Annotated in this window: 19 protein-coding genes; 3 read left to right on the top strand and 16 right to left on the bottom strand. The window is 53.1% G+C overall.

Annotated elements, in window-relative coordinates; genetic code table 11:
- From AAIG39_RS02685 to fkpA, 9 genes are all read right to left on the bottom strand, one after another.
- Positions 1–86: GTP-binding protein (locus AAIG39_RS02685; RefSeq protein ID WP_002436303.1), on the bottom strand; the 86-nt coding region annotated here is incomplete at its 3' end.
- Between the two features lie 70 nt (positions 87–156).
- A complete protein-coding gene (fusA, locus tag AAIG39_RS02690) occupies positions 157–2,271 on the bottom strand; it encodes an elongation factor G (RefSeq protein ID WP_090084069.1) in 2,115 nt (704 codons plus the stop codon).
- Positions 2,272–2,359: 88 nt separating this feature from the next.
- Entirely contained in the window at positions 2,360–2,830 is a 471-nt protein-coding gene (rpsG, locus tag AAIG39_RS02695; RefSeq protein WP_035894363.1) for a 30S ribosomal protein S7, read from the bottom strand.
- Between the two features lie 95 nt (positions 2,831–2,925).
- Positions 2,926–3,300 carry a 30S ribosomal protein S12 gene (gene rpsL, locus AAIG39_RS02700; RefSeq protein WP_000246815.1) on the bottom strand — a complete coding sequence of 125 codons (375 nt, stop codon included), beginning with the start codon at positions 3,298–3,300 and terminating at the stop codon, positions 2,926–2,928.
- A gap of 124 nt (positions 3,301–3,424) precedes the next feature.
- The gene (tusB, locus tag AAIG39_RS02705) at positions 3,425–3,712 is read right to left on the bottom strand and encodes a sulfurtransferase complex subunit TusB (protein ID WP_343193145.1); all 288 of its coding nucleotides are present in this window, start codon (positions 3,710–3,712) and stop codon (positions 3,425–3,427) included.
- 7 nt (positions 3,713–3,719) lie between these two features.
- The gene (gene tusC / locus AAIG39_RS02710) at positions 3,720–4,079 is read right to left on the bottom strand and encodes a sulfurtransferase complex subunit TusC (protein ID WP_090084066.1); all 360 of its coding nucleotides are present in this window, start codon (positions 4,077–4,079) and stop codon (positions 3,720–3,722) included.
- A complete protein-coding gene (gene tusD / locus AAIG39_RS02715) occupies positions 4,079–4,465 on the bottom strand; it encodes a sulfurtransferase complex subunit TusD (protein WP_343193146.1) in 387 nt (128 codons plus the stop codon). The genes tusC and tusD overlap by 1 nt, the downstream gene beginning before the upstream one ends.
- Positions 4,465–5,187: a helix-turn-helix transcriptional regulator gene (locus tag AAIG39_RS02720; protein WP_041851434.1), complete on the bottom strand. Its 723-nt coding sequence runs from the start codon at positions 5,185–5,187 to the stop codon at positions 4,465–4,467. Before AAIG39_RS02720 ends, tusD begins: the two co-directional genes overlap by 1 nt.
- A gap of 283 nt (positions 5,188–5,470) precedes the next feature.
- The gene (gene fkpA / locus AAIG39_RS02725; protein WP_090084063.1) at positions 5,471–6,307 is read right to left on the bottom strand and encodes an FKBP-type peptidyl-prolyl cis-trans isomerase; all 837 of its coding nucleotides are present in this window, start codon (positions 6,305–6,307) and stop codon (positions 5,471–5,473) included.
- A 233-nt stretch (positions 6,308–6,540) separates the two neighbouring features.
- Between fkpA and AAIG39_RS02730 the strand changes: the two genes are divergently transcribed.
- Positions 6,541–6,759: a protein SlyX gene (locus tag AAIG39_RS02730; protein ID WP_090084062.1), complete on the top strand. Its 219-nt coding sequence runs from the start codon at positions 6,541–6,543 to the stop codon at positions 6,757–6,759.
- A gap of 50 nt (positions 6,760–6,809) precedes the next feature.
- On the opposite strand, the gene slyD is transcribed toward AAIG39_RS02730, so the two are convergent.
- The 4 genes from slyD to kefG all read right to left on the bottom strand — a co-directional run bounded on the left by slyD (position 6,810) and on the right by kefG (position 10,056).
- Positions 6,810–7,391, bottom strand: a complete 582-nt coding sequence (gene slyD / locus AAIG39_RS02735) for a peptidylprolyl isomerase (protein ID WP_343193147.1) — start codon at positions 7,389–7,391, stop codon at positions 6,810–6,812.
- A 94-nt stretch (positions 7,392–7,485) separates the two neighbouring features.
- Positions 7,486–7,686: a YheV family putative zinc ribbon protein gene (locus AAIG39_RS02740; protein WP_041851430.1), complete on the bottom strand. Its 201-nt coding sequence runs from the start codon at positions 7,684–7,686 to the stop codon at positions 7,486–7,488.
- 10 nt (positions 7,687–7,696) lie between these two features.
- Complete coding sequence (gene kefB, locus AAIG39_RS02745; protein WP_090084058.1) at positions 7,697–9,502, bottom strand: glutathione-regulated potassium-efflux system protein KefB; 1,806 nt, start codon at positions 9,500–9,502, stop codon at positions 7,697–7,699.
- A complete protein-coding gene (kefG, locus tag AAIG39_RS02750) occupies positions 9,502–10,056 on the bottom strand; it encodes a glutathione-regulated potassium-efflux system ancillary protein KefG (RefSeq protein WP_090084057.1) in 555 nt (184 codons plus the stop codon). Before kefG ends, kefB begins: the two co-directional genes overlap by 1 nt.
- Before the next feature lie 170 nt (positions 10,057–10,226).
- Between kefG and AAIG39_RS02755 the strand changes: the two genes are divergently transcribed.
- Both AAIG39_RS02755 and AAIG39_RS02760 read left to right on the top strand, forming a co-directional pair.
- Positions 10,227–12,131: an ABC transporter ATP-binding protein gene (locus AAIG39_RS02755; protein WP_343193148.1), complete on the top strand. Its 1,905-nt coding sequence runs from the start codon at positions 10,227–10,229 to the stop codon at positions 12,129–12,131.
- A 17-nt stretch (positions 12,132–12,148) separates the two neighbouring features.
- Entirely contained in the window at positions 12,149–13,081 is a 933-nt protein-coding gene (locus AAIG39_RS02760; protein WP_249572594.1) for a LysR family transcriptional regulator, read from the top strand.
- A gap of 11 nt (positions 13,082–13,092) precedes the next feature.
- On the opposite strand, the gene mdcH is transcribed toward AAIG39_RS02760, so the two are convergent.
- The 3 genes from mdcH to AAIG39_RS02775 are packed head-to-tail and all read right to left on the bottom strand — an operon-like array spanning position 13,093 to position 15,573.
- Entirely contained in the window at positions 13,093–13,995 is a 903-nt protein-coding gene (mdcH, locus tag AAIG39_RS02765) for a malonate decarboxylase subunit epsilon (protein ID WP_343193149.1), read from the bottom strand.
- Complete coding sequence (locus AAIG39_RS02770; RefSeq protein ID WP_343193150.1) at positions 13,996–14,610, bottom strand: malonate decarboxylase holo-ACP synthase; 615 nt, start codon at positions 14,608–14,610, stop codon at positions 13,996–13,998. It abuts the gene before it with no gap.
- A 3-nt stretch (positions 14,611–14,613) separates the two neighbouring features.
- Positions 14,614–15,573 carry an AEC family transporter gene (locus AAIG39_RS02775; protein WP_090084049.1) on the bottom strand — a complete coding sequence of 320 codons (960 nt, stop codon included), beginning with the start codon at positions 15,571–15,573 and terminating at the stop codon, positions 14,614–14,616.
- Positions 15,574–15,674: the final 101 nt, after the last annotated feature.

Consider the following 15,674-nt stretch of genomic DNA (forward strand, 5'->3'; position numbering starts at 1 on the left):
GTCAGAGTAGTTTTACCGTGGTCAACGTGGCCGATGGTGCCGACGTTAACGTGCGGTTTTGTACGTTCAAATTTTTCTTTAGACACGGCTATATTCCTTACTATAGTGCTCCCCCCTTATGGAGAGAGCACGGGACTTTGGTTTTAACCCTGCGGCTTATTTACCACGGGCTTCGATTACGGCCTGAGCAACGTTGTTCGGGGCATCATCATACTTCAGGAATTCCATAGTGTACGATGCGCGACCTTTGGTCAGAGAACGCAGCTGAGTTGCATATCCGAACATTTCAGACAGCGGTACTTCAGCGTGGATCTTAACGCCAGTCACTTCGGATTCCTGACCGCGCAGCATACCGCGACGACGGCTCAAGTCACCAATTACGTCACCAGTGTTCTCTTCCGGAGTCTCTACTTCAACCTTCATGATCGGCTCAAGCAGAACTGGTTTTGCTTTCTTAAAGCCTTCTTTAAAGGCAATAGACGCAGCCAGTTTAAACGCCAGTTCAGAGGAGTCAACGTCGTGGTAAGAACCGAAGTGCAGACGCACGCCCATATCAACTACCGGGTAACCTGCCAGCGGACCAGATTTCAGCTGCTCCTGGATGCCTTTATCAACGGCCGGGATGTATTCGCCAGGAATCACACCACCTTTAATGTCGTTGATGAACTCGTAACCTTTCGGATTTGAGCCCGGCTCCAGCGGGTACATGTCGATAACAACATGACCATACTGACCACGACCACCAGACTGTTTCGCGTGTTTACCTTCAACATCGGTAACTTTCTGACGAATCGCTTCACGATAAGCAACCTGAGGTTTACCTACGTTCGCTTCAACGTTGAATTCACGCTTCATACGGTCAACGATGATATCGAGGTGCAGTTCACCCATACCAGCGATGATGGTCTGGTTAGATTCTTCGTCAGTCCATACGCGGAAAGACGGGTCTTCTTTAGCCAGACGGCCCAGAGCCAGACCCATTTTTTCCTGGTCAGCTTTGGTTTTCGGTTCAACCGCGATGGAGATTACCGGTTCCGGGAATTCCATACGTTCCAGAATGATCGGGTGATCCGGGTCACACAGGGTGTCACCAGTGGTCACGTCTTTCAGACCGATAGCTGCAGCGATATCGCCCGCGCGAACTTCTTTGATCTCTTCACGTTTGTTCGCATGCATCTGTACGATACGACCAAAACGTTCACGAGCCGCTTTAACGGAGTTCAGTACGGTATCACCAGAGTTAACCACGCCAGAGTACACGCGGAAGAACGTCAGGTTACCTACGAACGGGTCGGTAGCGATTTTGAATGCCAGCGCAGAGAACGGCTCTTCATCACTTGCGTGACGTTCAGCCGGTGTATCTTTACCGTCGTCCAGAATACCGTTGATTGCCGGTACGTCAGTCGGTGCAGGCAGGTAATCAATTACCGCATCCAGCATCGCCTGAACACCTTTGTTCTTAAATGCAGAACCACAGGTTACCAGGATGATTTCGTTGTTCAGAACACGCTGACGCAGCGCTTTCTTGATCTCTTCCTCGGTCAGCTCTTCGCCGCCCAGGTATTTTTCCATCAGCTCTTCAGATGCTTCAGCTGCGGATTCGATCAGGTTCTGGTGCCATTCGTCAGCCAGGTCCTGCATGTCAGCCGGGATATCTTCGTAAACGAAGGTAACGCCCTGGTCTGCATCGTTCCAGTTGATGGCTTTCATTTTCACCAGGTCAACAACACCGGTGAAACCTTCTTCAGCACCAATCGCCAGTTGCAGCGGAACAGGGTTCGCGCCCAGACGGGTTTTGATCTGACCAACAACTTTCAGGAAGTTCGCGCCCATACGGTCCATTTTGTTAACGAACGCGATACGCGGAACTTTATATTTGTTTGCCTGACGCCATACGGTTTCAGACTGCGGCTGAACACCACCAACTGCGCAGTAAACCATTACCGCGCCATCAAGAACACGCATGGAACGTTCTACTTCGATAGTGAAGTCAACGTGCCCTGGGGTATCGATGATGTTTACGCGATGCGGTTCATACTGTTTGGCCATACCAGACCAGAATGCAGTAGTTGCAGCGGAAGTGATGGTGATACCACGTTCCTGCTCCTGCTCCATCCAGTCCATGGTAGCGGCGCCGTCGTGAACTTCACCGATTTTGTGGTTTACACCGGTGTAGAACAGAATACGTTCGGTAGTCGTGGTTTTACCGGCGTCGATGTGCGCACTGATACCGATGTTACGGTAGCGTGCGATGGGTGTTGTACGAGCCATTTGATTCCTCGTTTATTGCTTTAGACGTTCAGATTAAGTGAGCCAGAGCGGGCACCGAAGCGCCCGCCTGGTGACTAAACCGAAGGGATTACCAACGGTAGTGTGCGAACGCCTTGTTGGCTTCTGCCATACGGTGAACGTCTTCACGTTTCTTAACTGCAGTACCTTTGTTGTCTGCAGCATCAGAAAGTTCGTTCGCCAGGCGCAGAGCCATGGATTTATCACCGCGTTTACGAGCAGCTTCAACGATCCAACGCATTGCCAGAGCATTGCGACGAACCGGACGGACTTCAACTGGAACCTGATAAGTAGAACCACCAACGCGGCGAGACTTAACTTCTACAGTCGGGCGCACGTTTTCGAGAGCTACTTCGAATGCTTCCAGTTCGTTTTTACCAGAACGCTGAGCCAGGGTCTCAAGCGCGCTGTATACGATAGATTCGGCAGTAGATTTTTTACCATCTACCATCAGGATATTTACAAATTTAGCCAGCAGTTCTGATCCGAACTTCGGATCCGGCAGAATTTTACGCTGACCAATGACGCGACGACGTGGCATGGAAATACTCCGTTGTTAATTCAGGATTGTCCAAAACTCAAAGAGTTTAGTTTGACATTAATTTAAAACGTTTGGCCTTACTTAACGGAGAACCATTAAGCCTTAGGACGTTTCACGCCATACTTGGAGCGTGCTTGCTTACGGTCTTTAACGCCGGAGCAGTCAAGCGCACCACGAACGGTGTGGTAACGAACACCCGGGAGGTCTTTTACACGACCGCCACGGATCAGGATCACGGAGTGTTCCTGCAGGTTGTGACCTTCACCACCGATGTAGGAAGTCACTTCAAAACCGTTAGTCAGACGAACACGACATACTTTACGCAGTGCGGAGTTCGGTTTTTTAGGAGTGGTAGTATATACACGAGTACATACGCCACGTTTTTGCGGGCATGCTTCCAGCGCAGGCACGTTGCTTTTCGCAACTTTGCGTGCACGTGGTTTGCGTACCAGCTGGTTAACTGTTGCCATTAAATAGCTCCTGGTTTTAGCTTTTGCTTCGTAAACACGTAATAAATCGACCTCATATAATATGAGGACGCAGAATTTTATGGCTGTGCTGAAAAGGTGTCAAGAAATATACAACGATCCCGTATCACCAACGCATCTGAGTCTCGTGTTTTACCGCCAGGCTAACGAAATCATTATAGCTAACCCTGGCGACACTGCTCGAAATTTGACCAGACAGACCCCGCGCATCAATGTCTTCATTCAGCGCATGCACCGTTATGGGGGCATTTAGCAGTAACGCAAGGTATTGCCCGCCTTCCAAAGCAGCAATCACGCCGTCAGAAATCAATAAAAGATCGTCTCCGCTGCGCACAGTTCGCAGTAACGTTGCCATATCACATTGCCAGGGAGAATGAGCCAAAGTGTGCAACATAAATGCCTCAAAACGTCATAACAACATCGTACCCATCTAATTGGTCGCGAAGCGCATCCGGCTCCAGCAACTGCGCGGGCAATACAAATTGTGTCGCATTACTCAGGCCACGCTCACGTAGCGATGCCTGACAAACCCAAAAGGTTTCGATGTCATAAAGAGGAAGAACTTTAAAGGTCGCGATGTAATCTCGCGCCAGGATAGCGTTCGGCTGCTGATTCGCCAGCAACTGTAAGACGCCGTCACCAATAAAAAACACGCCGATATCATCGGTAAAAGCGGACGCGGCCATTAGGGCATCAAGGCCTTCACGTCCGGCAGCAGATCCATGTGGCGCAGAGGTAAAGATAAAAGCGATACGTTTCATTAAAATTGCACCACACGATCGCACGTTAATGCCGCTTCGGCCAATGTTCCCAGGCCCGAGAGAGTGAAACCTGACTCGAGATTAGCGCATGGCAAGCCCTGTTGATCGGCCTCTGTTTCATCAACGACCCCCCGACGCAGCGCCGCCGCAACGCAGATATGCAATGCAACCTGATGCTGCTTATGCAGGCGTTGCCATGCGCGAACGAGGTCAAACTCGTCCGAGGCGGGAGAAGTCAACAGATTCGCGTTGCTGACCCCTTCCTGGTAAAAAAAGACGCATCCCAGCTCGTGCCCACTGGCCAGCAACGCGCAGGCGAACTGATATGCACTGCTCGCCTGCTGGGAACCATAGGCCGGTCCGGTGACCATCAAGGCAAAACGCATTAACGGTCCTGCCCGGAGAAATCACCGCTTTTGAACTGGCGGATATACAGATAGACGGTGTGCTTGGAGATATTCAAACGATCCGCCACCTGGTTGATGGCATCTTTAATATCGAAAATACCTTTTTCGTAGAGGTTCAAAACGATTTGTCGATTCTTGGCGTTATTGGAAACGTTACGATCGGCATTCACTTCTTCAATCGTGAACTCGAGGGTCTGGGTCACCAGGTCCTCTACCGAAGAAGCAAAATTGACTGAAGAACCTGCATCCGGCGTTTCTGGTGGGATGAAGGTGTTCATGATTTGCGAGAACGGCACGTCAAGGTTCATGTTGATACACAACAGACCAATGACCCGATGATCGCGATTACGAATAGCAATAGTCACCGATTTCATTAAAACGCCGCTTTTCGCGCGCGTGAAGTAGCATTTAGAGACGCTACTGTCCGCACCGGTCATATCATGCAGCATGCGCAATGCAAGGTCAGTAATCGGCGAACCGATTTTACGCCCGGTGTGCTCGCCGTTAGCGATACGAATGGCGGAACATTTCAGATCCTGCAGGGAGTGCAAAACAATTTCGCAGTGAGAACCAATGAGCATCGCTAACCCGTCCACAACTGCTTCGTATGACTTAAGAATATCGAAGTCAGTTTGATCGAAAGGACGTTGATCCAGTAAATCGAGTTCACTGGTTTCGTTGGTTAAGAGCGACCTGGACATGAAAAAAAGCACTCCTTTTCAGGAGCCTGTCGTTATGTTTTCAGGGCAGGCTCGACATTTACACAGAGGATTAAATTAATACAGCGTGGGTAACGCTTTCCAGAATTATATACACTTTATGCAACAGGCTGCTTCTTTGTTGACGGCATCAGCGCTGTCTGGTCACAGATTTGGGTATGTCAGGGAAATGCCGGTCTCTTCCGCGCCGAAGCATTATGAATGGTTTGTATCTCTGTGCTGCACTAAAAAAACCGCCGCTCAAAAGGCGGCGGCGTTTACATCATTATTTTTTGGTTGCGTCAGCGGCTTTATCGCCCGCTGCTGCAGCTGCATCAGGCGCAGCAGATGCGTCTGCTTTCGGTGCTGGTTTGATATCCAGCAATTCTACGTTGAAGACCAGCGTAGAGTTCGCCGGAATCCCCGGAACGCCATTTTTACCGTAAGCCAGTTCTGGTGGGATCACGAGTTTGATTTTACCGCCTTTCTTGATGTTTTTCAGGCCTTCGGTCCAGCCCGGGATAACACCATCAAGACGGAAAGAGAGCGGCTCGCCACGGGTATAAGAGTTATCAAACTCTTTACCGTCAATCAGGGTGCCTTTGTAGTTAACCACCACGGTATCGCTGTCTTTCGGCGCATCACCTGTACCTTCTTTCTCTACCTGATAGAGCAGGCCAGTAGAAGAGGTTTTAACGCCTTTCTCTTTAGCAAACGCGTCACGGAAAGCTTTGCCCTTGGTTTCGTTTTCCTGAGCGTCTTTTTCCATTTTTTCCTGCGCGGCAGTCTTCACGCGGGTTTCAAACGCCTGCAGAGTCTGTTCGATCTCCTGGTCGGTCAGTTTGCTCTTATCAGCAAATGCATCCTGAACACCTGCGATCAGTTGATCTTTATCCAGTTTGATGCCCAGTTTTTCTTGCTCTTTCAGGGAGTTTTCCATGTAGCGGCCCAGTGACGCACCCAGCGCATAGGCGGATTTCTGGTCGTCATTTTTAAATGCCGCTTTGCTGTCAGCTGCTGCAGCTGCATCTTTCGTTGCGGTTTCAGCAGCGAAGGTGAGCGGTGCATTCAGTGCAACGGCCATCGTGGTCGCCAGCAGCGTGACTTTAAACAGTGATTTCATCCATATCTCCAGGGCCGGGGCATCTCACCCCAGGGTTAAACGTAAATGAGAAACGTACTATAAAACGTTGTGGGCGAAATCAACATAAGGTCTTCCCCTGAAATCGCCTGTTTTCAGACTATTTTTGTTTAAATTAGTTTCGCGCCGCCAGGTGGATGCTGCAGACGGGGTGAAAGTTCAGTAAAATCCTTCATCCTGGTAATAACCGTGCAGGACATTGAATGAGGTAGACCATGAACGATTTAACAATGGAAGCGCGGATGGCAGAACTGGAAAGCAAACTGGCCTTCCAGGAAATGACCATTGAAGAACTCAACCAGACAGTCATTGCCCATGAACTGGAAATGACAAAGCTGCGCGAACATATGCGCTTAATGGCAGAAAAACTCAAAGCCAGCCAGCCTTCACACATCGCTTCACAGTCCGAAGAGACGCCGCCGCCCCACTACTGAGACATAAAAAAAGCGGGCAAAGCCCGCTTTTTGTGCCGTAACGACGGTTATTAGTGGCAGCCGCAGCCACCGTGACCGCCGCAACCACCTTTGCCATGCTCATGATCGTGGCCGTGGCCGCCGCAGCAACCGTCGTGGCCATGGTCGTGATCGTGATCATGACCGTGCGCACCGTGAACGTGACCATGAGCCAGTTCTTCTTCGGTTGCTTCGCGAATAGCAACAACTTCAACGTTGAATTTCAGGTTCTGACCAGCCAGCATGTGGTTACCGTCAACCACTACATGGTCGTCTTCCACTTCGGTAATTTCTACCGGTACCGGGCCCTGGTCTGTTTCAGCCAGGAAACGCATACCAACCTGCAGCTCGTCAACGCCCATAAAGACGTCTTTAGGAACGCGCTGTACCAGGTTTTCGTCGTATTGACCGTAAGCGTCGTTTGCGCCTACAGCAACATCAAATTTGTCGCCGACATCGTGACCTTCCAGCGCTGTTTCCAGGCCAGAGATCAGGGAACCATGACCATGCAGGTAGTCAAGCGGCGCACTCACCGGAGACTCATCAACCAATACACCGTCTTCTGTACGTACCTGATAGGCCAGGCTGACCACCAGGTCTTTTGCTACTTTCATGATATCTCCTGAGCGTGGGAAAATTGCTGGCGCAGATTGTAACGGAAATCCGCCCCTGTGTACCCTTTAGCTTAAAAAAACTCTGGGTATATCGCTAGTCCGGATGAAAGATCCCGATAACTTGCTCATCTTTGCGGACATGTTCACGGGCTTCTTTATCCGCTTCACGCATCTGATGACCGCACTTAACACATTCAACAATATCGACATTATTCTCGCGCCACATTGCCATCGAATCCTGCGCCTGGCAGGACGGGCATACGGCCCCGGCAATAAAACGTTTACGTACTGCCATGGGTTCCCCCTTATTCAAACTCGTCCCAGCCATCCAGTTGGCGACGTTCTTGCTGCATTTCACGCTGAAAAATCTCTTCCAGCTCTCGTCTCGCTTCCCGCACACGGGAAATTTGCATCATATCGGTATGCACCGGCATCAGCTCACGCAGCATTCGCATATCAAGACGCTTAAAGTGCAACTGCGCACGATGGGCCTGATGCGGGTGCATTCCCACCGAGATAAGTGTCTTACGGCCTAATTCAAGCGCACTGGAAAACGTCTCACGGGAAAATTGTGTCACGCCCACCTGCAAGAGTTCATGTGCTTCCACACGGCCCCGCGCACGCGCCATGATCTTAAGCTGCGGGAAATGTTGCTGACACAACTCCACCAGCTTCATCGTATCTTCCGGATCGTTACAGGTGATGACGATGGACTGGGCCTCTTCCGCCCCCGCAGAACGCAACAATTCTAGCTGCGTGGCATCACCGTAATACACCTTATAGCCATATTTACGCATCAGGTTAACGGCGCTGATATCCCGCTCCAGTACCGTTATACGCATTTTGTTTGCCATCAGCAGACGGCCAATCACCTGACCGAAACGCCCGAATCCCACAACAATCACCTGCGGTTTGTCATCTTCCACCCAGGGCATTTCATCTTCATCTTCTGGCTGATTAAACCGACGGGACAGCAGTTTATCGATGAGCTTCATTAGTGCTGGCGTGGTCATCATCGATAAAGTAACCGTCACCAGCAGCAGCGCCATTTGATCATTGTGAAACAAACGTTGTGAGGATGCCGATGAAAAAAGCACAAAAGCGAATTCTCCCCCCTGGCTCAATACCCCGGCAAATTGCATTCGTTCGGAACTGCGCATGCCATTTATCCGCGCCAGCGAATAAAGTACCGCCGTTTTCACTGCCACCAGCACGGCAACGCTTGCCAGTACCCAGGGCAGATGGGTATAGAGCACTCCCAGGTTGAGCGCCATGCCGACGGAAATAAAAAACAACCCTAACAGCAGTCCTTTAAACGGATCGATGGCAATTTCCAGCTCATGACGGTATTCACTTTCCGCCAGCAACACGCCCGCAAGAAAGGTACCCAGCGCCATCGACAGCCCCAGAGCATCCATAAACAGCGCCGATCCGAGGACCAGTAACAATGTTGCGGCGGTAAAGACTTCGCGGACGCCGGATGCGGCAATAAAGCGGAACACCGGGCGCAACAGGTAGCGTCCGCCAACTAGCACACCCGCAAATACCAGCACCTTAATACCTATTTTTACCCAGTCAGGATGGTCGTCGCCGTTACCCGCCAGCAGCGGTACCAGCGCCAGCGCCGGGATCACCGCCAGGTCCTGAAACAACAGGACGGAGAAGCCCAGTTGCCCCGACTCGCTGCGATTCATCCCTTTTTCACGCATCAGCTGTAGGGCCATAGCGGTGGATGACATCGCCAGACCAATCCCGCCAATGACCGCCGCCTGCCAGGAGAATTGCGTCAGCATCAGTAATCCGGCAAGGATAGCCGCGCTAATCAGCACCTGTGCGGCACCGACGCCGAAGATGGAACGACGCAGCGCCCAGAGTTTCGACGGATTCAGCTCCAGCCCAATAATGAACATCAGGAAGACGACGCCGAGTTCCGAAAAGTGCAGGATCTCATCGACATCGCTGATGAAACCCAACCCCCAGGGGCCGATGGCAATCCCCGCCAGCAGGTAACCGAGTACCGCGCCAATTCCTAACCTGGCAGCAAGCGGGACCGCCACCACCGCCGCGAAGAGAAACAGGACGCCAGCCAGCAATAAATCCGAACCTTCCATTATCGGCCTCCCGTCATGATCGGCGAGGCCAGCCAGTCACCGTAGGCTTTCGCATGATTTGCCAGCGCTTCTGGCGGCTGTCTACGCGCCCAATAAACAATAATGGGATCCATCCAGTGCATGCGACACATGGCCGCCGTTAACTCAAAAGGGCGCAGAATATCGCTCACAGGATAACGGTTGAGTCCGTCATGGCGATAGGCCGCCTCCGGCTCACCGGTGGTGATAACACTACGCCAGTACTTTCCCGCGAGCTGACTCCCCGCCGGACCGCTGGCGAATTCACGCGTAAGCACGCGGTCAAACCACTCCTTTAGCAGCGCCGGGCAGCTGTAGGTATAAAGAGGATGTTGGAAAACAACGACATCATGCTCGCGCAGCAGTGCCTGTTCCCGGGGAATATCAATAAAAAAATCTGGATAGTGTGCATAGAGGTCATGCACGGTGACATTGTGCAGTTGCTTTGCCGGCTTGAGCAAAACTCGATTTGCCACCGAGTCCTGTGATTCCGGATGGGCATACAGCAGCAGTACTTTCGCTGTCTGGGACATCATCCCCCTCCCGGGTGTAAAACCTGTCATTTTTATTACCGCATTCAGCGGCCAGAATGATTTTGTCTAAATTCTTTGTTTTGGGCTACCATTGCGGGCCTGGTGAGGCGAAACCGCCCACTACTTACATTATCATAATGACAAATTAACATAGTCTGAACATACGGCGCCTTATGATTGTTTTCTCCTCGTTACAAATTCGTCGCGGCGTGCGTGTCCTGCTGGATAACGCCACAGCTACCATCAACCCGGCTCAGAAAGTCGGCCTGGTGGGCAAAAACGGCTGCGGCAAATCTACGTTGCTGGCGCTTTTGAAAAACGAGCTCAGCGCTGATGGCGGTAGTTTTACCTTTCCCAATAACTGGCAACTGGCGTGGGTGAATCAGGAAACCCCCGCCCTGCCGATGCCTGCACTCGACTATGTGATTGATGGCGATCGTGAATACCGCCGGCTCGAAGCTGAGCTGAATGCGGCCAACGAACGCAACGACGGCCACGCCATCGCGACCGTCCACGGCAAGCTCGATGCTATCGACGCCTGGACCATCCGTTCACGCGCCTCCAGTTTGCTACACGGCCTGGGCTTTTCTAACGAACAGCTCGAACGTCCGGTCAGTGATTTCTCAGGCGGCTGGCGGATGCGCCTTAACCTCGCCCAGGCGCTGATCTGCCGCTCCGATCTATTGCTGCTCGATGAGCCGACCAACCACCTCGATCTCGACGCAGTGATCTGGCTGGAAAAGTGGCTGAAAAGCTATCAGGGCACTCTGATTCTGATCTCCCATGATCGTGATTTCCTCGATCCGGTTGTCGATAAAATTATTCATATCGAACAGCAAACAATGTTCGAGTACACCGGCAACTACAGCTCCTTTGAGCGTCAGCGGGCAACCCGCCTGGCACAGCAGCAGGCTATGTACGAAAGCCAGCAGGAGCGCGTGGCGCATCTGCAAAGTTTTATCGATCGTTTCAAAGCCAAAGCCAGCAAAGCCAAGCAGGCGCAAAGCCGCATCAAAATGCTGGAACGGATGGAGCTTATTGCTCCGGCCCATGTAGATAACCCGTTCCACTTTAGTTTCCGTGCGCCAGAAAGCCTGCCCAACCCGCTGCTGAAAATGGAAAAAATCAGTGCCGGCTATGGCGACCGCGTCATCCTCGACTCTATCAAGCTCAACCTGGTCCCAGGGTCGCGTATCGGATTATTGGGCCGCAATGGTGCGGGTAAATCGACGCTGATCAAATTGCTGGCAGGTGAACTGACGCCGTTTAGCGGCGATATCGGCCTGGCGAAAGGCATTAAACTTGGCTATTTCGCCCAGCATCAGCTGGAGTTTTTGCGTGCCGACGAGTCGCCGTTACAACATCTGGCGCGTATGGCCCCGCAGGAGCTGGAACAAAAGCTGCGTGATTATCTCGGCGGTTTTGGTTTTCAGGGCGACAAAGTCAGCGAAGAGACCCGCCGCTTCTCCGGGGGCGAAAAAGCACGCCTGGTGCTGGCGCTGATCGTCTGGCAGCGCCCGAATCTGTTGTTGCTTGATGAACCCACTAACCACCTTGATCTCGACATGCGTCAGGCGCTGACAGAAGCGTTAATCGAATTTGAAGGCGCACTGGTGGTGGTGTCGCATGACCGTCACCTGCTGCGCTCCACCACGGACGATTTATATCTGGTGCACGACGGGAAAGTCGAACCGTTCGATGGCGATCTGGAAGATTATCAGCAGTGGCTGAGCGACATTCAGAAACAGGAAAGCCAGCCTGCCGATGCACCGAAAGAGAACGCCAACAGCGCGCAGGCACGTAAAGACCAGAAACGTCGTGAAGCCGAACTGCGAACCCAGACGCAACCACTGCGCAAAGAGATAATCCGTCTCGAAAAAGAGATGGAAAAGCTCAATGCTCAGTTAGCCCAGGCGGAAGAGAAACTCGGAGACAGCGGCCTTTACGACCAAAGCCGTAAAGCAGAGCTTACCGAGTGTCTGCAACAACAGGCGAAGGCAAAAGCCGGTCTTGAAGAGTGTGAAATGGCGTGGCTGGAGGCGCACGAGCAGCTTGAGGCAATGCTGCAAACCGATTAACCACGCAGGCGGCGCAGATGAATCCCGACATCACCAGTGACCTCACCTTTCGCAAGCTGGCCATTTTTATGGCCTTCATGGAGAAAGGCAATATCGCCCGAACCGCCGAGGCGCTGAACCTCAGCGGTGTGAGTGTGCATCGCGCGTTGCATACGCTGGAGGAGAACGTACGCTGCCCGCTGTTTATCCATAAGGGGCGTAACTTATTGCCCCTTCCTGCAGCCTGGACATTGCTGGAATACTGCCAGGAAGCCACGCAAACCATGGAAAGAGGCCTGGCAGAAGCACGCAAGATGGCGGGTATCGGCCAGAATCGTTTGCGTGTTGGCACACTCTATTCACTCACCCTTGAAACCGTCCCTCAGTTGATTATGGGAATGAAGCTGCGCCGCCCGGAGCTGGAGATGGATTTGACAATGGGGTCAAACGAGGCCCTGTTGCAGAAACTTGAAGAAGGGTCGCTGGACGCAATCTTGATCTCCATTTCTGAGTCGGAACTTGATTCTGCCAACCTCGAAATGCTGCCGCTTTTCCACGATGAAATCTTTCTGGCCGCACCGGCGGCTGCAAAACTGAACATCTCCGCCCCCGCTGATTTACGCGACTATCGCCAGCAAAAATTCGTCTCTCTCGCCGAAGGGTTTGCCACCTACGCCGGGTTTCAGGAAGCCTTCCACATTGCCGGCTTTGAGCCCGAGATCGTCACCCGCGTGAACGACATTTTTTCTATGCTGAGTCTGGTGCAGGCGGGCGTGGGCTTCACATTGATGCCGGGGCGAATGAAGAAGGTATATGAAAACTCGGTGCAGCTACTCAAACTCGCGCAGCCCTACCAGATGCAACAACAGATCGCCATTGTCTTTGCCCGCAATCGCGAGCATGACCCGAACCTACTGGCCCTGGCAGCTGAAGGCCGTATGTACGCCAGAAACCGGCAGGAAAACGCCTGAACCGAACGGGCTTATTCCTGCGATCTGAGCCGTTTTGCCAGGTGTTCCGCAACCGAAATACCACTGCGTTCTAATGAAATTGCCTCTCCCGTCCAGGCAGCCTGACGAGTTAAGCAGGTCAGTATGCCGCCAGGCGGCATCTCAATCGCCAGCCGAGCTTCACGTTCATTTGCCGCAATCATCGCCTCCTGCCAGCGTACGGTACGCGCCATGTTCATTGCCAGATCGTCAGCAATCTTATCGGCCTGCCACAGTACACGTCCGGTGCTACCGCTAAGGTAAGCGCAGTGCGGGCGAGCAAGGGTCACGTGGCGAAATGCCTCCGCCAGTTTTTGCGCGGGCTCAGCCAGCAGCGCACAGTGCGACGGTACGCTGACATCAAGGCGTCGAACTTTATTCGCGCCTTTGGCGAGCGCTTTCTGCCCCACATTCGCCATCGCCGCGTCGCTACCAGCAATCACAATCTGGGTCTCGGCATTGAGATTGGCAATATAGGCCCCGCTCCCTTCCATGAGTGTTTCCACCTGTTGCAGCGTCAGGCCCATAATCGCCGTCAGACCATAACCGTGAGGCCAGGCCTGCTCCATCAAATCGCCGCGCAAAGCAACAAGCCGCAGGGCATCTGCGTAATCCAGCGCCCCGGCGATGACCGCTGCCGGATAGGCGCCAATCGAAAGCCCGCTGACGATATCGGGCGAAACGTCACGGCGCATGAGTTCACGCCCCCAGGCAACCCCGGCTATCAACAAGCAAAGCTGAACGGCGCGCGTATGCTGCAAGGCGCTGGCAGTATCCAGCGTATCGATTTCTGCGCCCAGCACCTCACGTGCCTGCGCCAGTTCGGTTCCAGGAAGCGCGCGCAGCATACCCGGATGCTGCGTCCCCTGCCCCGGAAAGGTAAACAGAATTTTCATTTAATTCCCCTCAAACCAGGGATCGCTGACCAACTGCGGCCCGCGATTCGTTTTCAGGAGCACCCTGCCGTCACGCAGCCACTCCGCCAGCGCAAAGCCGCCCTGCGGAACATTGATCTGCGTATCAACCCGGCATAAGGCGCCTGAAATCTGTTGCTGCCAGCGAAGTAACGCCTCTCGAGCCAGCGGTTGCGGCGCGCGGATCAGCAGGTCAAGGTCGCTGGCCGCATGCAAAACCGGAATCCCCGTCGCCAGGCTATAACCGCTACTGCCCGTAATTCCCCAGACCCAGGGCCAGCGCTGCTGAGCCAGCTGGAATGCGACCTGCAAGGGTGGTTGGGTGATAAATGGCGAACGTACCAGCGTCTGCGTATCTGCGAGCTCTTCCGGAGAGACGACGCGGACAACGTGCTCAGGAGCAACCCAGGCCGCCGCGCGCTGTTCACGTTTAAGACCGCGTATCCCGACGGGTACGCGTCCATTAGGATTCACATCACGCCGCACCACCACCGGTAAACCAGGGTGCCATGTCTCTTCAACCCAGGCTTCGGTCACGCCTTCCAGGGCGCTACGGTCAGCCAGCCAGACAAGATCGTGCGGTCGTAATGTTTTCATGGTTTAGATTCCTGAGGTCAGCGAAATAAACAGCGGCAACGACAGAATACATAGTACTGAGCTTAACAGCAGCACGGCTTCTGCATCCGGCGATTGCACACCAAAGCGGTTACCGAATACCACGCCGAAGAAACCGGCAGACAGCGCAATCATCAGGATGGCGGTGATCGCCACTGCACCGTGCAGGCCAAAAATCAGCACGATACCCCAGGCGATAAAGGGCTGAATCAGCAGTTTGGCGATGGTTGAGGTGATGACCATCGTGTTTATCTGCAGTTTGCGGGCAGAGAGAATCACCCCGGTCAGGAATAACGCCGCTGCGGTTGCAGACAGGCCCAGCGGTTTAATCGCCGCCAGCAGCAGCTCCGGCATTTTGATGCCAATCGCCGAGAGGATCACACCCAGCAGCGGCCCCATCACAATCGGTTTTTTCAGCGAGCGCCACATCAATACCGGCAGCATGGCCAGCGTGGAGCCGGAGTGATCACCTTGCGCACGGGCTTTTTCGCGTTCCAGAATCAGCAGGCAAAACGGAGTCATCAAAACTGAACCACAGGCAATCGACACCGCGACGGAAAGCGACGTAGAAGAACCTTCACCCAGCACGCTGCCAAGAATAGGCAGCCCCAGCGCCGCATAGTTTGGCAGCGCGACGGTCAGGGTCAGCACGGCGGCGTCCTGCGGTGATTTTTTAAAGACGCGTGTCGCCAGGAAGTAGATGACCGCATAAGTAACCCACATCGCCAGTGTCAGGACCAGGATCAACGGTGACTGGGCGACGATCCCGGTCCAGGGTGTTTGTACCGTGGCGCTGAATAGCGCGGCAGGTAGTGCAAAATCCATCACGAAAATATTGAGCAGGGAAACATTCTTGTTATCCACCATCCTGGCCTTGCCCGCCCAGAAGCCCAGTAACATGATGATGAAAATCGGTGCAAGGGCATGAACAATTACATAAGTCATAAATCACCTGTAATAAATAAAGAAACGTTTAGCACTGGTGCGATGATTATTATTTTCAGGATGCACCTTCCCGCGCGGGCACAGCGACTGCGCCCACGGAG

The organism is Phytobacter palmae (assembly GCF_039409775.1).
GTDB classification, from domain to species: Bacteria; Pseudomonadota; Gammaproteobacteria; order Enterobacterales; family Enterobacteriaceae; genus Phytobacter; species Phytobacter palmae.